Source organism: Membranihabitans maritimus (assembly GCF_021729145.1).
Classification (GTDB): Bacteria; Bacteroidota; Bacteroidia; order Chitinophagales; family Saprospiraceae; genus Membranihabitans; species Membranihabitans maritimus.
The window spans coordinates 36813-54525 of record NZ_JAJSLW010000017.1; the positions used below are offsets into that span (position 1 = coordinate 36813).

Here is a 17713-nt window from a genome sequence, read left to right on the forward strand (position 1 = left end):
ATCATTCTTATATTTGGGGTTTTATATTACCATAAATAAAAATGTTAAATAATAATGGCAGATTTTCAGTTGCTAAAAAATATATCTGAATGTCCGGGGGTTCCTGGTTATGAACAACCCATACGTTCGTTGGTAATTAAGGAGATTGAAGGCCTGGTGGATGAAGTAAGGATAGATTCTATGGGGAGTGTAGTAGGCATTAAAAAGGGAAAATCACCAGAACCTGTGATGGTGGCAGCCCATATGGATGAAATAGGATTTATCGTTACTCATATTGATGACCAGGGTTTTATAAGATTTCATACACTAGGAGGCTTTGATCCAAAAACTCTTACTTCCCAAAGGGTTGTTATTCATGGGAAAGAAGATATAATCGGGATAATGGGGACAAAGCCGATACACATTATGAATCCCGAAGATCGTAAAAAGGCACCCAAAACTGAAGATTATTTTATTGATACAGGAATGCCGGTAGGGGAGGTCAAAGAAAAAATAACTATCGGGGATCCTATTACCCGTGAGCGATCCCTTATAAAAATGGGGCAATGTTATAACGGGAAATCGCTTGACAATAGAATTTCAGTCTATATCCTAATTCAGGCTTTACGAGCATTGAAAGATAAGCAACTTCCGTATGATTTATATGCTGTTTTTACGGTCCAGGAAGAAGTGGGATTACGCGGTGCAATGAATGCTGCTGGTCATATTAATCCAAAGTTTGGGTTTAATCTTGATGTCACCATTGCTTATGATGTTCCCGGGGCACAACCGCATGAGATGGTCACACAGTTGGGTAAAGGGGCAGCTATAAAGATCATGGATGGTAGTGCCATAAGTGATTATAGAATGGTCCGGTATTTAAAAAAACTCGCTGATGAACACAAAATCGTCTGGCAAAATGAGATATTACCGGCAGGGGGTACGGATACAGCCGGTATTCAAAGGTATGGTAAAAATGGCGCGATAACAGGTGCGATATCTATTCCCCTTCGAAATATGCATCAAGTAATTGAGACGGTTCAGGAAGAGGATGTTGAAGCTTGTATCAATCTGTTGATCCTCGGCTTAGAAAATCTGGATACGTACGATTGGTCTTTTAAATAAAGGATCTCCTTTTTTTATGTCTCGGGGAGATTTAGTATTTTATCAGAAAAGGAAAAAATATGAAATGGAAAGAAGAAGATAATACATTGCAAGCTACTTTTGAATTTTCTGACTTTGTCGAAGCTTTTGGTTTTATGTCACAAGTGGCCATAATAGCGGAAAAAATGAACCACCATCCCAATTGGTCCAATGTGTATAACACTGTTACCTTTCATTTATCTACACATGATGCCGGGGATGTGGTAACCGAAAAAGACCTGACGCTGTCGAAAGAAATATCAAAAATATTTGAAAAGTATACCTAATTATAATCTTTGTAAGCCAGGGAAAAAGCACTTATTTGGGAGTTGGAAAAAAGGGAATTTCCCTGTATCGTTTTGGCCGCAGACCCAAGAGTAATACCACTTGTAATTACATCGTCTATTAATAAAAAATGTAAATTTCCGGATTCAGTTAACTTTTTGGGATATACGGAAAAGGCATTTTCCATATTTTTCAATCGCGAAATCCTATCGAGTTTGGTTTGTGACCTGGTGTATTTTCTCCTTTGTAAAAAACCTTTTAGTACGGGAGTGTCTGTTGTCTGGGACAACCCCTGGGCAATAATCAGGCTTTGATTAAATCCCCGGCTGAATTTTTTATACCAATGGAGCGGGATGGGTACGAGGAAATTGATGCCTGCTCTTTTTAATTCAGGTTTGATAACAGCTCCAAATTCCTTTGCTTCTTCATAGCCAATATATCTTAAATTGTGGTATTTGAAATGGTGGATTATTTTTTGAACCATACTTCCATTCGGAAAGCGATATTTACTATATACTTCCTTGAATTGGAACCATTCGTGGAGTCTTTGCTTCAATGGATGATGGTACGTTAAATGGCTATCTGAAATAACCATTTTGGCTTTGCATAAAGGGCAAAATAATTCGCGCTTGTTATATTGTAAATAATCGTTACAGACCAAACATTCTTTAGGGAAAAAGACATCCAGGAGAATAGACGCATCTATGGAACCGGGAAAATTCATTATATCGGAATATTAATCTTCATAATATCTCCTTCCCGATTAATAATTAATTCCAGATTGCCTTCATTGGTGCTGTCTAATTCTTTTAGGAAGTCATTTGTAGTCTCCACTTTATTGGAATTAACTGCAATAATAATATCTCCTATTTTGACACCGGCATTATCAGCGGGACCACCATTATCCAATTTATAAACCAATAACCCGTAGTCACTCGCTAAATCGTAATAACTACTAATATCTGCATTAAGAGGCTCCAACTCAAAACCAATATAGGGACGTCCGTCCGTATTACCAGTGTTTACTTTGGGAGCCCTCCCTTCGATAATGTCTTCTACTACTTGTCTGGCTATATTAACGGGTATGGCAAATGCATATCCTGCATACAATCCATCCGGAGAAGCTATCGCGGTGTTGATCCCTATCAGACTCCCGTTGGCATCAACTAAAGCTCCTCCAGAATTGCCTTTATTGACGACTGCATCGGTTTGAATGAAATCTTCTATAGCATTTTCTCTTTCAATAATGTTACTTCTTCCCTTGGCACTCACTATACCCGCAGTGACTGTGGAAGTTAAATCAAATGGATTGCCAACAGCGAGAACCCATTCACCAATTTTTACATTATCAGAATCACCGATTTGTATGTAGTCAAATTTTTCATCACTTTCTATTTTCAGCACTGCGAGGTCTACGTCAGGATCACGGCCTACAATAGTGGCATCATAGGTGCTTTTGTCATTCATGGTGATTTCGAAGCGGTCTGCAAATTCAATAACATGGTCATTCGTGACAATATAACCGTCCTTGTGAATGATGACACCAGATCCGTAGCCTACCTTAGGCCCTCTGAATGGTTCTGAGAAAAAGAACCTGAATGGATCATTATACCGTTGCCTTCTGTTTTCCAAATAACGTTGTTTTGCTTTGTCAGTACTTTCAGCGGCTTTTATGTGCACTACCGTAGGCATTGTTTTTTCTGCAGCAATTGTCAAATCTACGGATGAGGCAATTTCTGTTCTGGATGTCACTGGCGTAAGAATCGGTTTTTCTACTACTGTTTGAGGTTCTGCTTCATTTGTGTCAATGAAGTGGTATCCCAAAAGAACGATCAGCCCTCCTGCCAAACCGGCAAAAATAAATCCAAGAAATTTTTTCATTGTTTAAAATCTTTTACCATTTAAAGATATAGTACTAAATTAACGGTTGTAGCAAATTTACATTATTAGCTTCAAAGTAAATAAATGAGATGACAGTAGATTTTAGAATAATACAGGTCACCGATATGCATACCGGCCGTGATACTGATTTTCCACTAGGGGTTCATTTGCGAAATAATATCCAAAATATTTTAGAAGATGTAGAGCGCATTAATCCCAATTTAATTGTATTTACCGGAGATTTTTGTCTGAAAGAGCCCGATTTAAATATTTATAACTGGATCAAACCTCAAATTGAAAACCTCGGAATTCCATTTGAGATTATAAGCGGTAATCACGATAATACTGCCATGATGACGACAGCCTTATTGGGTGAGGATTTGACGAATGAAAAAGGAGAATATTACTTCTCGGATAAAATTCAAGAACGTCAGATCTTGTATTTGGATAGTAGTTCGGGAAAAATATCACCAGATCAATTTCAGTGGATTAAAGGGGAAGTTGAAAAAGCGAATGGTAGTGAATTAACGGTTTTTATTCATCATCCTCCGATAGAGGCGGGAGTGCCTCATATGGATAAAAGGTATCAATTGGAAGAGTATAGATCCTTGCTTGGTATTTTTTACGAGTACGAAAATACAGTGAATATATTCTGTGGTCATTATCATGTCGATAGAACAATCATAAGTAAGAATATAAATATTTTTATAACACCTTCGTTGTATATGCAAATCCATCCTTTTTTTGAGGAGTTTCAAGTCGATCACTACAAAATTGGCTACCGGATCATTGATTTTACATCACAAGGTATGATTACGTCTGTTCGTTATTTGCCGGGAAGTAGATTTTAATTGTTTTTAAAATCGAAGGGCATTTATTGGGGTTGGTGTATTAAGCAAAGGTATATCTTGAGCAATTATGATAGTTATAATCTGAACGTTTCTTTCCTCATTATAAAAACTTCGACCGTATCCCATGGCAGCCTCTTTTCCTTTTGGCACAAATGAGCAATCAGCAGCCCAATCAGCATTCAATTCGGAAACGACAAAATAAGGGTCGAGTGAATAAAAGGCTACTGCATGATCAATACTATTGTTCATTAGATTGGTTATTGAAGAGGAAAAAGTTATATGTGGAAATGTGGGGGATTCTTTAAACCTAATCAAAATTCGGGATCTATCCTGAAGATTAACAAGGGATAAGTCCCAGTCCTGGGCAAAGTCCTGAATGTTATCTGTAAGTACATAATTCTCTAATGAGTCCAGATCAATATGTACTTTATATAGGTTTACCAGGTCGGTAAAATGTTGATTATAGATAATTTTTTTGTTTTCTGTCTGGCAATTTGCGCCAAGTGACAAAAAAATGAAAGTAATAATTGGAAGTAATTTCATAAAATGAATGTTAAAGAAGATGACGCAAATGAGCAGATATAATGCATTTGTACCTTGAAAAAACAACGCATAACAAGGCGATTCGTCTGGTGGAAGACAATGAATTCAACATTTTAATCGCTTTTCATAACAATATCTCCCATTAGTTGATTACCTAAGATACTGATTATTATTAAATCAAGAGTTAATAATATTGTAATTTTGTTCTATATTAATTGATCCTGAACATGTAATAAACCTAAATTTTTAATAAGAGTCTTAATACTAAAATGTATCCATCTGGGTTTAGAATTATGTTGACAGGATAATAATACTTTTTTGGATAAAAATATTTTTGATGGTAAAAGCCAGATACTTTTTCGCTTGTTTTTTTCTGTTGAAATCTTTTGTTCTTTTTTCTCAAATTCCCGGAGTTGGCGGAGGTCAGGTGTATGGAAATGAGTGGATTAATTATGAAAATGAATACCATCGTTTTTTAATTGCCGAGGATGGATGGTATTCTATAGATTTTTCTGCCCTGGTCAATTCGGGTGTTGAGCCGGAGGAAATCATCGGGTCCAATATCCGTGTTTATCATAATGGTATCCAAGTACCATTAGTAGTATCTACGAATGATCTGTTTGGAGAAAATGACAACATCCTTTTTTATGGAGTGAAAAACAGGTCAGAATTAGAGGGTTTTATGTTTAAAAATCCCGAAAATCAGTTATTGAATCCAATGTACAGTATGTTTACTGATTCGAGTGCTTATTTTTTGACATTTACCAGTGAAGGAACAGGAGTTAGGTTTGAAAATGCTGGAAATTTATCTGCTAATGGAAACAGTACAGATCGTATTTTAGTGAAGAAAAACATAGTTTCTTCCAGTGCTTTTTATAGCGAAGCCCCTTCTGCCGTTATAAATCCGGATTTTAATGACCTTGAAGGATTTTCAGGCGCCTTTAATCAGGAAGTAAGCAAAACATTGGAAATTAATCCTGAAGAAGTAGTGGGAGATAGTATTCATTTACAAATTCGTACAGCCGCTGATTTAAGAACAAGAGAGTTTGATCTGTTAATTAACGGGAATGTAATTCGACATGTGGAAAATGAAAACGTTCAATTAGCCAGAAATTTGGAATACAGCTTACCCGTCCAGGCGATTAATGGGCCCATAGAGATTAGTGTAAAGTGTGAAAAAGGTTCTGAAAAAGTATCAATCCCTTTTGTCCAGGCTACATTTTTAGTGGTTTCGGACCAATTTGGCGTTGATCAATTCCAGACTTTTGAGATTGAAGAAGAAAGTAATTCTTCTTTGGAACTGTCACTGCCTCTAACAATGAATAATTATATATACGATATTAAATCAGGGGTCAGGTACCCCATAAATAATAGTGATCAAACTTCCAAAGCGGTTGTACAAAACACTGAAAATGCGATATTCTCTGTTCCGATGAATATTAAGCCGGTAAGTGCAATGGAAAACCATCAATTTGAAGACTATTTTAGTTCAGAATTTAATTATCTGATAATTTCGAATTCGGTTTTGAGGCAACAGGAAGAGAGTGATCCGGTTCAGGAATATGCTAATTATAGATCTTCTGAGCAAGGTGGAGGGTATAAAGTACTTATTGCGGATATTAATCAACTGAGAGATCAATTTATTTTTGGCGTTGAATTACATCCGTTTGCCATTAAAAACTTTATAGACAAACTTCTAAGCGAAAACAAGGCCCCTCAATTTGTCAATATAATTGGAAAAGGGATAAATTATGGAGCTCTACGATCTGCAGAGAATTACAAAAGGTTTGTGAATACCTCGCATTTTGTTCCCACATTTGGTTACTACGGCTCCGATAATTTGCTGGTGGCAGAACAATGGAATCCTTCACCACGTATAGCTATTGGCCGGATCCCGGCCACTACTTCAGAGGAAGTTAGAAACTACCTGCAAAAGGTGAAAAATTATGAAATGGTGCAAGCAGACCCGGGTAGTGAATCTGATCGGTCATGGATGAAAAAAATCCTTCATTTCAATGGAGGTGACCGGAGCATTTATGCCAATATTGCAAATTTTATGGATGGGATTGGAAAAGACATTGTCCAGGATACTTTTGCTGCGGATTTAGTTTCTTACTACAAAAGTAGTTTCGGTACTACTGATTCTCCCGAAAGAGAGGAGATTTTTCAGCAAATTAATGAAGGCGCTGCTATGATTACATTCCTGGGGCATAGTGCCTCGTCATCCCTGGATTTTGAAATTGATGATATAACAGAATATGAAAATGAAGGTAAATTACCCATATTTATGGCTTTAGGGTGTTCAAGTGGTAATATTTTCCTTACAAATGTAAATCTTTCCGAACGTTTTGTCCTGGCGCCGGGAAAGGGATCGATCATGTTCTTGAGCACTGCAAGTTCACAATACCTTACGAATTTGCAAAAACTGGCAAGAATTTTTTATGGTAAATTAGGGGGGGATGAATATGGGATGCCAGTTGGTAAAATCCTCAAAAGTACTCATGAAGAAATGGGTAGACCCCAGGACCAGTTAATATCTATTTTTACTTTTTGCGGTGATCCGGCTATTTCGGCTTATCATTCAGATGGTCCGGATTTCCGGTTTAGTGCCACAGAATATGAGGTAGAGCCAAAGCGTCCTTCTTTATTGGATGATTATTTATCGATGACATTTAACATAGAGAATTTGGGAAGGAAATTTACTGATTCGGTTCCAGTCCTTATCGAACAACAATTACCATCTGGGGAGAGAATTACGATTGATACAACTAAGGTACTTGTAAATAATTACAAAAAGGAATTTAACGTCCGAATTCCAATGAGAGATGATATGGAGGGGAGCAATATTTTTTATTTAAAAGCTGACCCCAATAATAGTATTAACGAATATCCCTCGGGAATAGCGGAGCAAAACAATGAATTGGTTTTTCCCGGCCAGATTGGTTTGGAGGTGTATGTCAGCAATTCTTCCATGCAACTTGTGTATCCTTATAATAATTCTATTATCCCAATGCCTTCTCCATCTTTCCAAATTTTTAACGGTAATATAGAGGAAGAAGCCAGGACATATGTTATAGAGATAGATACCGTTCCTACATTTAATTCAGGGGGGGGTATTACCCGCGAAAGAACTACAGTACTGGCAAAGGTAGAAATTGATCCTGAGGTGGATTTTGATGAGAACGTAGTATATTTTTGGCGAGCCAAAATCAAAGGAGATTCTATCTATACTTCCATTAATTCATTTATTTACATCGATGGCCAAACAGGATGGAACCAGTCCCATTATGGGCAATTTGTAAGAGATAGTTTGGTTCAACTGGGTGTTGAAAATGGAATCTGGGACTTTGATAATCTCGAAAATACCGTAACGGTTTTTCATGGCAATAGAAAGCCTGCAGTGGCCTATAATGAAGTGGGTGGACCTGTGCTGGCACGTGGTGTTTCTCCGGGATTTAATGTTTCGATTTTCAAACCCCAAAAAAACGATTTTGTTGAAAATCCATATCCGGGGCGATATAATAGCGTCCATACCATTGCGAGGGATGGAATATTAAAAACTTTTCCATACAGGCCCCAAAATAAGAATCATAGAATTTCTATGTTGGAATTAATTGATATGGAAGCAGATGAAGGGGATATCGTCATTTTTTGGAATACCACTAATGGGGGCACAGACCCGATGGGTCAGCAATGGGCACAGGATTCTATAGAAAATAATGGTGTGAATATTTTTAATTTTTTTGAATCAAAAGGAGCTAGCCAAATTCGGGAGTTAGCATCAGATGACAGGAGGACGTATTCATTTATATACGAAGAAGGAGGGAGTGTTATTTCTGAAGTATTACTCGATGCCCAGACCCGAACGATCCTTGATTTTACCCTTTCTGCAAATTTGACCAATGGAAAAGTCAATTCCAGAGAAGTTCATTCATTGAAGAGTATTTCGAAGGTGCAGACCCGTTCTGGTCTTAAAGGGAAGGACTCTATTCACTTTGATTTAAAAGTAGAAGGTGAAGTAAATAATGATCAATTTTCATGGAACGATATTGGATATCAGGAAGATTTAAGTTTATCAAATATAGAGAGTTTTGAACTGGAAGCATCTTTATTTGATGAGGATATAAGAACAGCTCCGGAGATTGATTTCTGGAGGGTTTTCGGGAGTTATAAGCCAGATTTGTACCTTTCAAATGCAAATGAATTACCTATTGTAAATAAGGATGAATTAAAAGCAGGAGAGATTAATTCAACATTTATTGTCAATACTGAAGGGGATATAGAAGGTGATTCAATTGCAGTTTTATATGAAATTATTGGTCAAAGGTTTAATTGGACCAAGATTGCTAAAATAGGGATTGATGAAATTGAAATAATTAAAGAAGTTAGCTTCCCGGTACCCGAAAACTTAAGTAGTGACTTTATTTTCAAAATAACAGTTGATCCGGATAACGAGTACAATGAAGTAAATGAAAACAATAATTCTATTCTTTCTGTAGTGGATATTGATCAGGACCAAATAGCTCCTAAGTTGGAAGTATTATTTGATAATCAGGTGATCCTCAATGGCGATATAGTTTCTCCTAAGGCAAAAATTGTGGCAGAAATAGTAGATTTAGTAAATTATAATCTAGCTGATCCTCCGAGCTATACATTTGAAATTAGAGATCCATCCGGGGATATTACAAGTTTAGAGGAAACGGACCCACAGTTTGAATTAGTCAGGGAGGACGATAAAGTCCAATTGATCTATCACTCGTCTTTTACGGAGAATGGGATTTACGAACTATCTGTGAATGCAAGGGATGCTGCCAATAACAGAGAAAATGTCGATTATACAGTGAATTTTGAAGTAATCACTGAAAGTAGTATTAGCCAAATATTGCCATATCCCAATCCTTTTACGACCTCTATGCGGTTTGCATATACGTTGACAGGTGCCATAGAACCTGAGATTTTTCGGATAATGATTTATACTCCTAATGGAAGGTTGGTTAGAGAAATAACCAAAGCGGAATTTGGACCCATGAGGACGGGTAGGCATTTATCCGATTATGTGTGGGATGGAAAGGATGAACATCATCAGGAATTGGCTCCTGGTGTTTACCTTTATAAAGTCATTTCAAGAGATTCGGAAGGTGAGAATTATAAAAAATATAATATTAGTGAATTGGAAAATGGAGGGTATTTTAAGAATAATATAGGCAAAATTGTGAAATTAAGGTAGTGTTTTTTAACCTGTAATTCTTCCCGCTGGTATCGGAATACTTTGTGAAAATCAGGAGTTGATATTTTTGTTTCCGGACAATGCATACAAAATACCAATGACAAACCAAAATGGCCTAAAATTAAGGATGTCGGTGACCAAACCTGCCAATAGAATAAAAATGATCATTCCTACAATGAACCTTGACTGGAAATTGCTATCAGGAATATTCCTGATTCTTTGAAGGGATTGGTAGAAAAAAATTATTAGCAGCAAAAAAGCTAGTATTCCGTTTTCTAGTAAAGTTCCCACCCACATAGAATGAGGTTCTGAAATTATTGACCTGAAGCAAGGCTGGTCTGGATTCTCTCTATTTATTTTTTCCTGGTGTCTAATATATTGTCCGGGTCCTATTCCTGTTAACCAATGCTTTTGCAAAAGTGGAATTTGGTTTGTTCTCATAGCATAGTAATACGTGGGATATAGATTCCATTTTCCTATTGATACAATGGGGCTATCAGCGCAATCTGGGACCCCACCTAAATTTGTTTGGAGCTCTTGTGGTTCCTGGGAGGAAGGGATAGTGGTAAAATAGATATTGAACTGTTGGAACAAAAGTAATCCTATTCCTATGAAGAGGCTCATTTTTAAGGTCAATTGACGGGTGAAGTATAAAACAAAAATAACTGATATTATAAGGGTGAAGATATGCTTATTCAACGTTAATAAGATAACGGTAATCGTAATCCCAAGTCCAATAGATTTTAATTTTTTTTCAGGTGGATTTTTAAGAAAAATTAACCCTAGAAAGGGAAGGACTAAATTATTAAATAGCATAGTTGGTGTGTAATGAAATCCAAGGGGACGACCGAATGCTCCAACAATGGGGTAGGGGCTAGATTTACTAAAAGCTAAAGAATTGGGAATATTGAATTGACTAAGAACGAATCCAATTATTGCTGGTATACCATTCAAAAATACTAAAGCAAGTAAAGAATAAAACCACAAATTTGGAGTTTTCCGGATGAAATTTCCCCGGGAAAACAATAGAAACGAAACGGTAATTAAATAAAAGAGTACTAAGCTGTCATATAAAGCATTTACTTCTTTAGTCAGTAAGAAGCTATTGATTAGCATATATATTCCCAGTAAAAGAATAGGCCATGCCAGGGTAATAAAGGAAATGATTTTTTTCTGATCCAACAATGCCCTGAAATCAAAAAGGAGCCAAAACAAAAATACTATTTCCGGAAGCTGAATACTGGAAGGAATATTTACCGGGAGATGTAAGTAGGTAAAAGCTGTTGACAATAACCAAAGAATCGGCAGGTAGTTGTTATATTTTAATTCCTTTCCGGTCATATATTTACCCAATAATCGGCAATTTTTTTCAAATCCCCAGTTCTTGCAGAAATATTGGCCATAAGGTGGTCCATAGAAATGGATTGAATATTTTCAAAGTTAGAGGCACTATTTGAGACTGTGGAAATGGCAGTACATTTTTTGCCCATATGTTTGATAGCTATTACCTCTGGTATTGTAGACATTCCTATAATATCAGCGCCCAATTGACGAAATAGTCGGTATTCGGCCGTTGTTTCTAGTTGAGGTCCTGAAACACCTAGGTAAATGCCATCATTTATTTGAATATTGATGCTTTTGCAGAAGTCCTTGATTGCCTTTATGTATTGTTGATCGTAAGCATGAATCATTTCAGGAAATCTGGGGCCCAGGAATTTTTCATTTTCACCAATGAGCGGGCTGGGTAAGGACCAATTTATATGATCTTTAATAATTACCAAGCTACTTTCGACCAATTCGGGGTTGACACTTCCAGAAGCATTGGTCAAAAGGAAATTTTCAACCCCGCAAAATGATAAAAACCGGACAGTGTATATTATCTCTTCCATAGAGTAGCCTTCATAATAATGTACTCTGCCTCCTACGATCCAGCACGGACGATTGTTGACTGTTGCCAGGTAAAGGGTAGAGTCCATATGTGGCAGGGTATTCGATGGTGTTTGAGGAATATCTTTAAGGGGAATTTTTTTGTGAATGTGGAAATGGTTGACGGCCTCTTTGTGACCGGAACCCAAAATAATAGCATATTCTGGCCATTGGTCTACCATGGGTTCCAGATATTTTTTCGTTAAGTTGAGTTTAATAACCAGTTCCATATGTATTTAATTTTTGGTTTTCATTGTTTTTCAGTACTTTTGCACCATATGAGGAGAGGGAACCCGAGGTTCCCTCTTTTTAATTATATATTATGGTTGAAGATAAAGTTAGAAAAGTAGTTGAACAAAAGATTGGTGAAGATGATTATAATGATTGTTATATTGTCGAGATCGTGTACAATACTTCAAAAAATCATCTTGCCGTATATATAGATTGTGATTCTGGGCTGACTCTTGCAAAATGTCAGGTTTTTAGTCGTCACATTGAATCGTATTTAGATGATTCACTTTTGATTGGTGAGAAATACGGGTTGGATGTATCGTCTCCTGGAGTGGAGCGGCCATTGAAAATGGTGAGACAATACAAAAAAAATATTGGTAGAGAGCTCAACGTAATTATGACCAACGGTGATACAAAAACCGGAGAATTAATTAGGGTAAGTGAAGACGAAGTAGTGTTAAACGTTAAGAAGTCAAAAAAGGAATCGGTAGAAGAAGTTTTACCATTTGAATTGATTAAAAAATCTTTAGTACAAATTAAATTTTAAAAAAATGGTCAATTTAGTTGATACTTTTTCCGAATTTAAAACAGGAAAAAACATAGACAGGCCTACTATGGTGAGGGTATTGGAAGATGTATTTCGAACCTTGATTAAGAAAAAGTATGGATCAGATGAGAATTTTGACATAATTGTCAATACGACTAAAGGTGACCTCGAACTTTGGAGGGTACGGGAAATTGTACCGGATGGTGAGGTAACTGATGAACAAAAAGAAATTTCAATTACCGAAGCGCGTAGTTTTGAGGAAGATTACGAAATAGGAGAAGAATGTTATGAGCAAATTCATTTGATAGATTTCGGCAGAAGGGCTATAATGGCAGCCCGACAAACACTTATATCCAGAATCCTGGAGCTTGAGAAGGACGATATTTTCAACCGTTATAAAGAGCGGGTAGGAGATATGATGAATGGCGAAGTGAATCAAATTCTTAAGCGCGAATTGCTAATTTTGGATGATGCTACGGGGTATGAGGTCGTCTTGCCTAAGAGTGAAATGATAAAAGGAGATTATTTTCGCAAAGGTGATAACGTAAAGGCTGTTGTGAAAAAAGTAGATGTGAGGAACAACAACCCCGTTGTTGTTGTTTCACGTACTGATAATATGTTTTTGGAGCGTTTGATGGAACAGGAGGTGCCCGAAATAGAAGATGGACTTATTACGGTCAAAAACATTGTGAGACTTCCAGGTGAAAGGGCAAAAGTTGCAGTTGAGTCATACGATGATAGGATTGATCCAGTTGGGGCCTGTGTAGGGATGAAAGGATCCAGAATCCACGGCATTGTCCGTGAGTTGAGAAATGAGAATATTGATATTGTTAATTATACCAATAATACCGTTTTGTTTATTCAGCGTTCTTTAACTCCTGCCAAGATTACAAGTATTGATCTTGATATGGAAAATAAAAGAGCTTCGGTTTATTTGAAACCAGACCAGGTATCTCTCGCAATTGGAAGAGGTGGATACAATATAAAATTGGCGTCAAAGTTGACTGGTTTTGAAATAGATGTATACAGAGATGTTGAAGAATTTGAAATAGATGATGTAGATTTGGATGAATTTGCAGATGAAATAGAAGAGTGGGTAATTGATGAATTTAAGGGGATTGGCTGTGATACTGCCAGAAGCGTATTGAACCTGAGTACTGAAGAATTAGTACGTCGAACGGATTTGGAGCAGGAAACAGTGGAAGATGTAATAAAAATATTAGAAGCAGAATTTGAAGAAGAATGATCTGGATATTCCCGCTGCTTTGTTAAATTTGTAGGATAAATATAAATAACTGAATGTCTAAGAGATTAGTAAAAATTGCTAAGGAATTAAATGTTGGAACCGGTTCCATTGTAGACTTTTTGTCGGATAAAGGGTTTGATATTGATAACAGACCTACGGCAAAAGTTTCCGATGAAATGTACCTTATGCTCGTCCAGGAGTTTCAAGGTTCTATTGCCGTTAAAGAACAAGCGGATCAATTAATTATTGGTACCAGCAGGCAATCCAAGCAAGATGAGGAAGAGGTAGATAAACCTAAATCTTCGGAAATTCCTCCAGCCTCTAAGTCAGTAGAGGAAGAAAAATCTTCTAAGGCAATTTCAGAAGAAGAAAAAGTCGAAAAGAAGGAGGAAAAAGCTCCTGAACCTGTGAAAGAGGAAAAACCGGTAGAAGAAGTAAAAGAAGAGGTTGAAAAACCGGAGGTGGAAACATCCAAGGAAAGTACGGTCGAAGATGAACCCGCATCTCAGAAAGAACCGGAAAAAGAGGAGGAAAACATAGGTACGGAAGAAAAACCGGGAATAAAGGTAGTAGGGAAGATCGATCTGTCGGATAAAAAGAAAAAGCCCAAAAAAGCAAAAGAAGAACCCAAAAAGGAGGAGAAAAACGATAAGAAAGAAGAAAAGAAAAAACCGGAAAGCAAAGAACCCGGGGAACCAGCACCTAGTGAGGAGAAGATAACTGAAAAAGAAAAACCTTCTGAAGAGAAACCAGTGGAGCCTGTTTCCAGTGAGAAAACTTCTGAGGCCAAAGGGAAAAGTGATAAAAGTGATGAAGAAAGTGAAGATGCGAAATCCAATGAAACGATTAAAGCAGAAGCCCCTCAATTAAAAGGGCTGAAAATATTAGGTAAAATTTCTACCGATAAGTTTGAAAGGCCAAAGAAAAGTAAGAAAGACAATAAAAAGAAAGATGCCAGGCCCAAAAAAGCGGGTAGTGGTGATGATAGTTCGGATGCTGACGATAGTTCTAAAAAACGTAAGCGCCGCCGTAGAACGAAAGTGGTTGCTTCCAATGTAAAATCAGGGAAGAGAGGACAAAGTAAATCCAGAAAACCTGCGAAAGGTAAGAAACAGCAAGAAGAGCAGAAGGAGGTTACACACAAAGAGATTGAAGATCAAATTAAGGCTACTATGGCCCGTCTAAATAAAGGTGGCAAGAATAAGCGCCAGAAAATTAGACGTGACAAACGCGATAATATACGGGAGAAGGAAGAGAAAAAGCAACTGCAAGAAGAAGATGGCAAGTTGGAAGTGACGGAATTTATTTCCGTTCAAGAACTGGCTAATCTGATGAATGTTTCAGCTACTGAGGTAATTACCAGTTGTATGAACATGGGAGTAATTGTTTCCATTAACCAGCGATTGGATGCGGAAATCATTGAGTTGGTGGCGGAAGAATATGGGCATGAAATTACTTTTGTAGATGCAGAGGAGAAAATTGATATTGAAGACGAATATGAAGATAAACCGGAAGACCTGGAAGATCGATCGCCGATCGTTACGGTAATGGGGCATGTAGATCACGGTAAAACTTCTTTACTTGATTATATACGTAAACAAAACGTTGCCGGTGGGGAAGCGGGCGGTATTACCCAGCATATAGGTGCATACGAAGTAGAAGTGGGTGAAGAAAATAAAAAAATAACATTTTTGGATACACCCGGGCACGAAGCATTTACTGCCATGAGGGCCAGGGGTGCTAAAATTACAGATGTAGCGGTAGTAATAGTGGCTGCAGATGATGAGATAATGCCACAAACTAAAGAGGCAATTAGTCATGCTCAAGCTGCCGGAGTACCTATCGTATTCGCTATCAACAAAATTGATAAGCCCGGTGCTGACCCTGAGCGTATTAAGCAGGGATTAGCATCCCTTAACTTCCTCGTAGAAGACTGGGGAGGCAAATATCAATCTCAGGAAATTTCAGCCAAACACGGAACTAATATCGAACTCCTTCTGGAAAAGATTCTTTTGGAGTCTGAGTTGCTTGAGCTCAAAGCCAATCCCAATCGTCCTTCATATGGGACTGTCGTAGAAGCCTCTTTGGACAAAGGTAGAGGGTATGTTGCTAAATTATTGGTGCAAAATGGAACCCTGAAAATTAGTGACCCAATGGTCGCCGGAGAGCATAGCGGAAAAGTCAAAGCAATGTTCAATGAATTCGGAAAGCGTGTAAAAGAAGCGGGACCTTCGCAACCGGTTCTTGTACTTGGATTGAGTGGCGCTCCGCAGGCAGGTGAAAAATTTAAAGTGCTTGAATCTGAGCAAGAGACCAAGCAATTGGCCGCTAAAAGGGCGCAAATTATTCGGGAACAAACAAATAGGGCTTCTAAGCGAATCAGTCTTGATGAAATCGGTAGAAGATTAGCGCTGGGAAGTTTCAAAGAATTGAATTTGATAGTCAAAGGTGATGTAGATGGATCTGTAGAAGCCCTGGCCGATAGTTTGATTAAGTTGAGTGTTGAGTCCATTCAGGTGAATGTTATTCATAAAGGCGTTGGTCAAATTATTGAATCTGACGTTCTATTAGCTACGGCATCAGATGCTATTATTATAGGGTTCCAGGTAAGGCCTTCTCTGGGGGCGCGTAAGTTGGCAGAACAGGAGGGTGTTGAAATTAAGACCTACTCTATTATTTACAATGCCATCGAGGAGATCAAGATGGCAATGGAAGGAATGCTAGAGCCTACCAAGGAAGAAAAGATCACAGCCCAATTAGAAGTCCGAGAAACGTTCAAGGTTTCAAGAATCGGTACAGTGGCCGGATGTTTTGTAATGGAAGGAAATATTAATAGGAATAATTATGTCAGGGTCGTCAGGGATGGTATAGTGGTTTATCCTTCCAAGGAAGGTCAAGTAGCTGAAATTAGTTCCTTAAAGCGATATAAAGAGGACGTTAGGGAAGTGAAATCCGGAATGGAATGCGGTGTTACCATAAAGAATTATAATGATATCAAAGTTGGTGATCACCTGGAGGCTTACGAGGTAATTGAAGTGAAACAAACGTTGTAAATTATATCTCCTGAAAGATCTATAAAAAACTTTTTGGATCATCATTCCGCTAGATTTGAGGAAAAATCTTTTTGCGAAAATGATCCTATCCTTATTCCGCGGAAATTTTCGAGAAAGCAGGATATTGAAATCGCAGGTTTTTTTGCTGCCATATTATCATGGGGACTTAGAAAAACCATAATTGCGAAATGCAGCCAATTGATGGAATGGATGGATAATGCACCCTACGACTTTATCCTCAATCACACCGATATTGATCTTAAGAGAATGGAAAAATTTAAGCATCGGACCTTTCAACCTGCCGATGCCTTATACTTTATCCATTTTTTTCACCAATATTATCAAGCACATGAAAGTCTGGAATGGGCATTTTCCAACCAAAATCAGGAGTATGAAAGTGTGGAGGAAGGACTGAATTCTTTTAGACAGCGTTTTTTTAATTCGGAATATGCATTAGAACGTACAAAAAAACATGTACCATCTCCCCTCAGAAACTCTGCATGCAAAAGAATTAATATGTTTATGAGATGGATGGTGAGATCAGAAAAAAATGGTGTAGATTTTGGAATCTGGTCCAACTACTCAGCTGCTCAATTATATATCCCGTTAGATATACACGTGCATAGGGTAGCGACTGATCTTGGTCTCTTAAAACGCAAACAGCCTGATTGGAAAGCGGTAAAAGAATTGACAGAAAACTTGAAAAAATTTGACCCGGAAGATCCGGTAAAATATGATTTTGCCTTATTCGGATTGGGAATAGAGCGAAAGCGCAATAAAAAAAGGTAAATTCTTACTATA

General features: G+C 37.5%; 13 protein-coding genes. 8 read left to right on the top strand and 5 right to left on the bottom strand.

From position 1 onward, the window contains the following. Window positions 1-54: 54 nt before the first annotated feature. The gene (locus tag LVD47_RS17890; RefSeq protein WP_236979365.1) at window positions 55-1104 is read left to right on the top strand and encodes a M42 family metallopeptidase; all 1050 of its coding nucleotides are present in this window, start codon (window positions 55-57) and stop codon (window positions 1102-1104) included. Window positions 1105-1163: 59 nt separating this feature from the next. Next, window positions 1164-1409, top strand: a complete 246-nt coding sequence (locus LVD47_RS17895; RefSeq protein WP_236979366.1) for a 4a-hydroxytetrahydrobiopterin dehydratase — start codon at window positions 1164-1166, stop codon at window positions 1407-1409. Here LVD47_RS17895 and LVD47_RS17900 read toward each other — a convergent pair. Both LVD47_RS17900 and LVD47_RS17905 read right to left on the bottom strand, forming a co-directional pair. Continuing rightward, window positions 1406-2131 (bottom strand): ComF family protein, encoded by a 726-nt coding sequence (locus LVD47_RS17900; protein WP_236979367.1) that lies wholly within the window; start codon window positions 2129-2131, stop codon window positions 1406-1408. The genes LVD47_RS17895 and LVD47_RS17900 overlap by 4 nt on opposite strands. Continuing rightward, window positions 2131-3288 (bottom strand): S1C family serine protease, encoded by a 1158-nt coding sequence (locus LVD47_RS17905; protein ID WP_236979369.1) that lies wholly within the window; start codon window positions 3286-3288, stop codon window positions 2131-2133. The genes LVD47_RS17900 and LVD47_RS17905 overlap by 1 nt, the downstream gene beginning before the upstream one ends. An 89-nt stretch (window positions 3289-3377) precedes the next feature. Between LVD47_RS17905 and LVD47_RS17910 the strand changes: the two genes are divergently transcribed. Then, window positions 3378-4139 carry a metallophosphoesterase family protein gene (locus LVD47_RS17910; RefSeq protein ID WP_236979371.1) on the top strand — a complete coding sequence of 254 codons (762 nt, stop codon included), beginning with the start codon at window positions 3378-3380 and terminating at the stop codon, window positions 4137-4139. A gap of 6 nt (window positions 4140-4145) precedes the next feature. Here the strand turns inward: LVD47_RS17910 and LVD47_RS17915 are convergent, their stop codons facing one another. Next, the gene (locus LVD47_RS17915) at window positions 4146-4682 is read right to left on the bottom strand and encodes a hypothetical protein (RefSeq protein ID WP_236979373.1); all 537 of its coding nucleotides are present in this window, start codon (window positions 4680-4682) and stop codon (window positions 4146-4148) included. Window positions 4683-5019: 337 nt separating this feature from the next. On the opposite strand from LVD47_RS17915, the gene porU2 reads away from it, so the two are divergent. Next, window positions 5020-9909, top strand: coding sequence for a putative type IX secretion system sortase PorU2 (gene porU2, locus LVD47_RS17920; protein WP_236979375.1), 4890 nt, complete (start codon window positions 5020-5022; stop codon window positions 9907-9909). A 51-nt stretch (window positions 9910-9960) separates the two neighbouring features. On the opposite strand, the gene LVD47_RS17925 is transcribed toward porU2, so the two are convergent. Together LVD47_RS17925 and LVD47_RS17930 are read right to left on the bottom strand one after the other, a co-directional pair. Continuing rightward, window positions 9961-11262, bottom strand: a complete 1302-nt coding sequence (locus LVD47_RS17925) for an O-antigen ligase family protein (protein WP_236979377.1) — start codon at window positions 11260-11262, stop codon at window positions 9961-9963. Beyond that, complete coding sequence (locus LVD47_RS17930) at window positions 11247-12065, bottom strand: purine-nucleoside phosphorylase (protein ID WP_236979378.1); 819 nt, start codon at window positions 12063-12065, stop codon at window positions 11247-11249. The genes LVD47_RS17925 and LVD47_RS17930 overlap by 16 nt, the downstream gene beginning before the upstream one ends. Before the next feature lie 92 nt (window positions 12066-12157). On the opposite strand from LVD47_RS17930, the gene rimP reads away from it, so the two are divergent. Genes rimP through LVD47_RS17950 form a run of 4 tightly spaced genes read left to right on the top strand, consistent with a single transcriptional unit; the run spans window position 12158 to window position 17701 of the window. Next, a complete protein-coding gene (rimP, locus tag LVD47_RS17935; protein WP_236979379.1) occupies window positions 12158-12613 on the top strand; it encodes a ribosome maturation factor RimP in 456 nt (151 codons plus the stop codon). A gap of 4 nt (window positions 12614-12617) precedes the next feature. Continuing rightward, window positions 12618-13859, top strand: a complete 1242-nt coding sequence (gene nusA / locus LVD47_RS17940; protein ID WP_236979380.1) for a transcription termination factor NusA — start codon at window positions 12618-12620, stop codon at window positions 13857-13859. A 53-nt stretch (window positions 13860-13912) separates the two neighbouring features. Then, window positions 13913-16912: a translation initiation factor IF-2 gene (infB, locus tag LVD47_RS17945; protein WP_236979381.1), complete on the top strand. Its 3000-nt coding sequence runs from the start codon at window positions 13913-13915 to the stop codon at window positions 16910-16912. 33 nt (window positions 16913-16945) lie between these two features. After that, window positions 16946-17701, top strand: a complete 756-nt coding sequence (locus tag LVD47_RS17950; protein ID WP_236979382.1) for a TIGR02757 family protein — start codon at window positions 16946-16948, stop codon at window positions 17699-17701. Window positions 17702-17713: the final 12 nt, after the last annotated feature.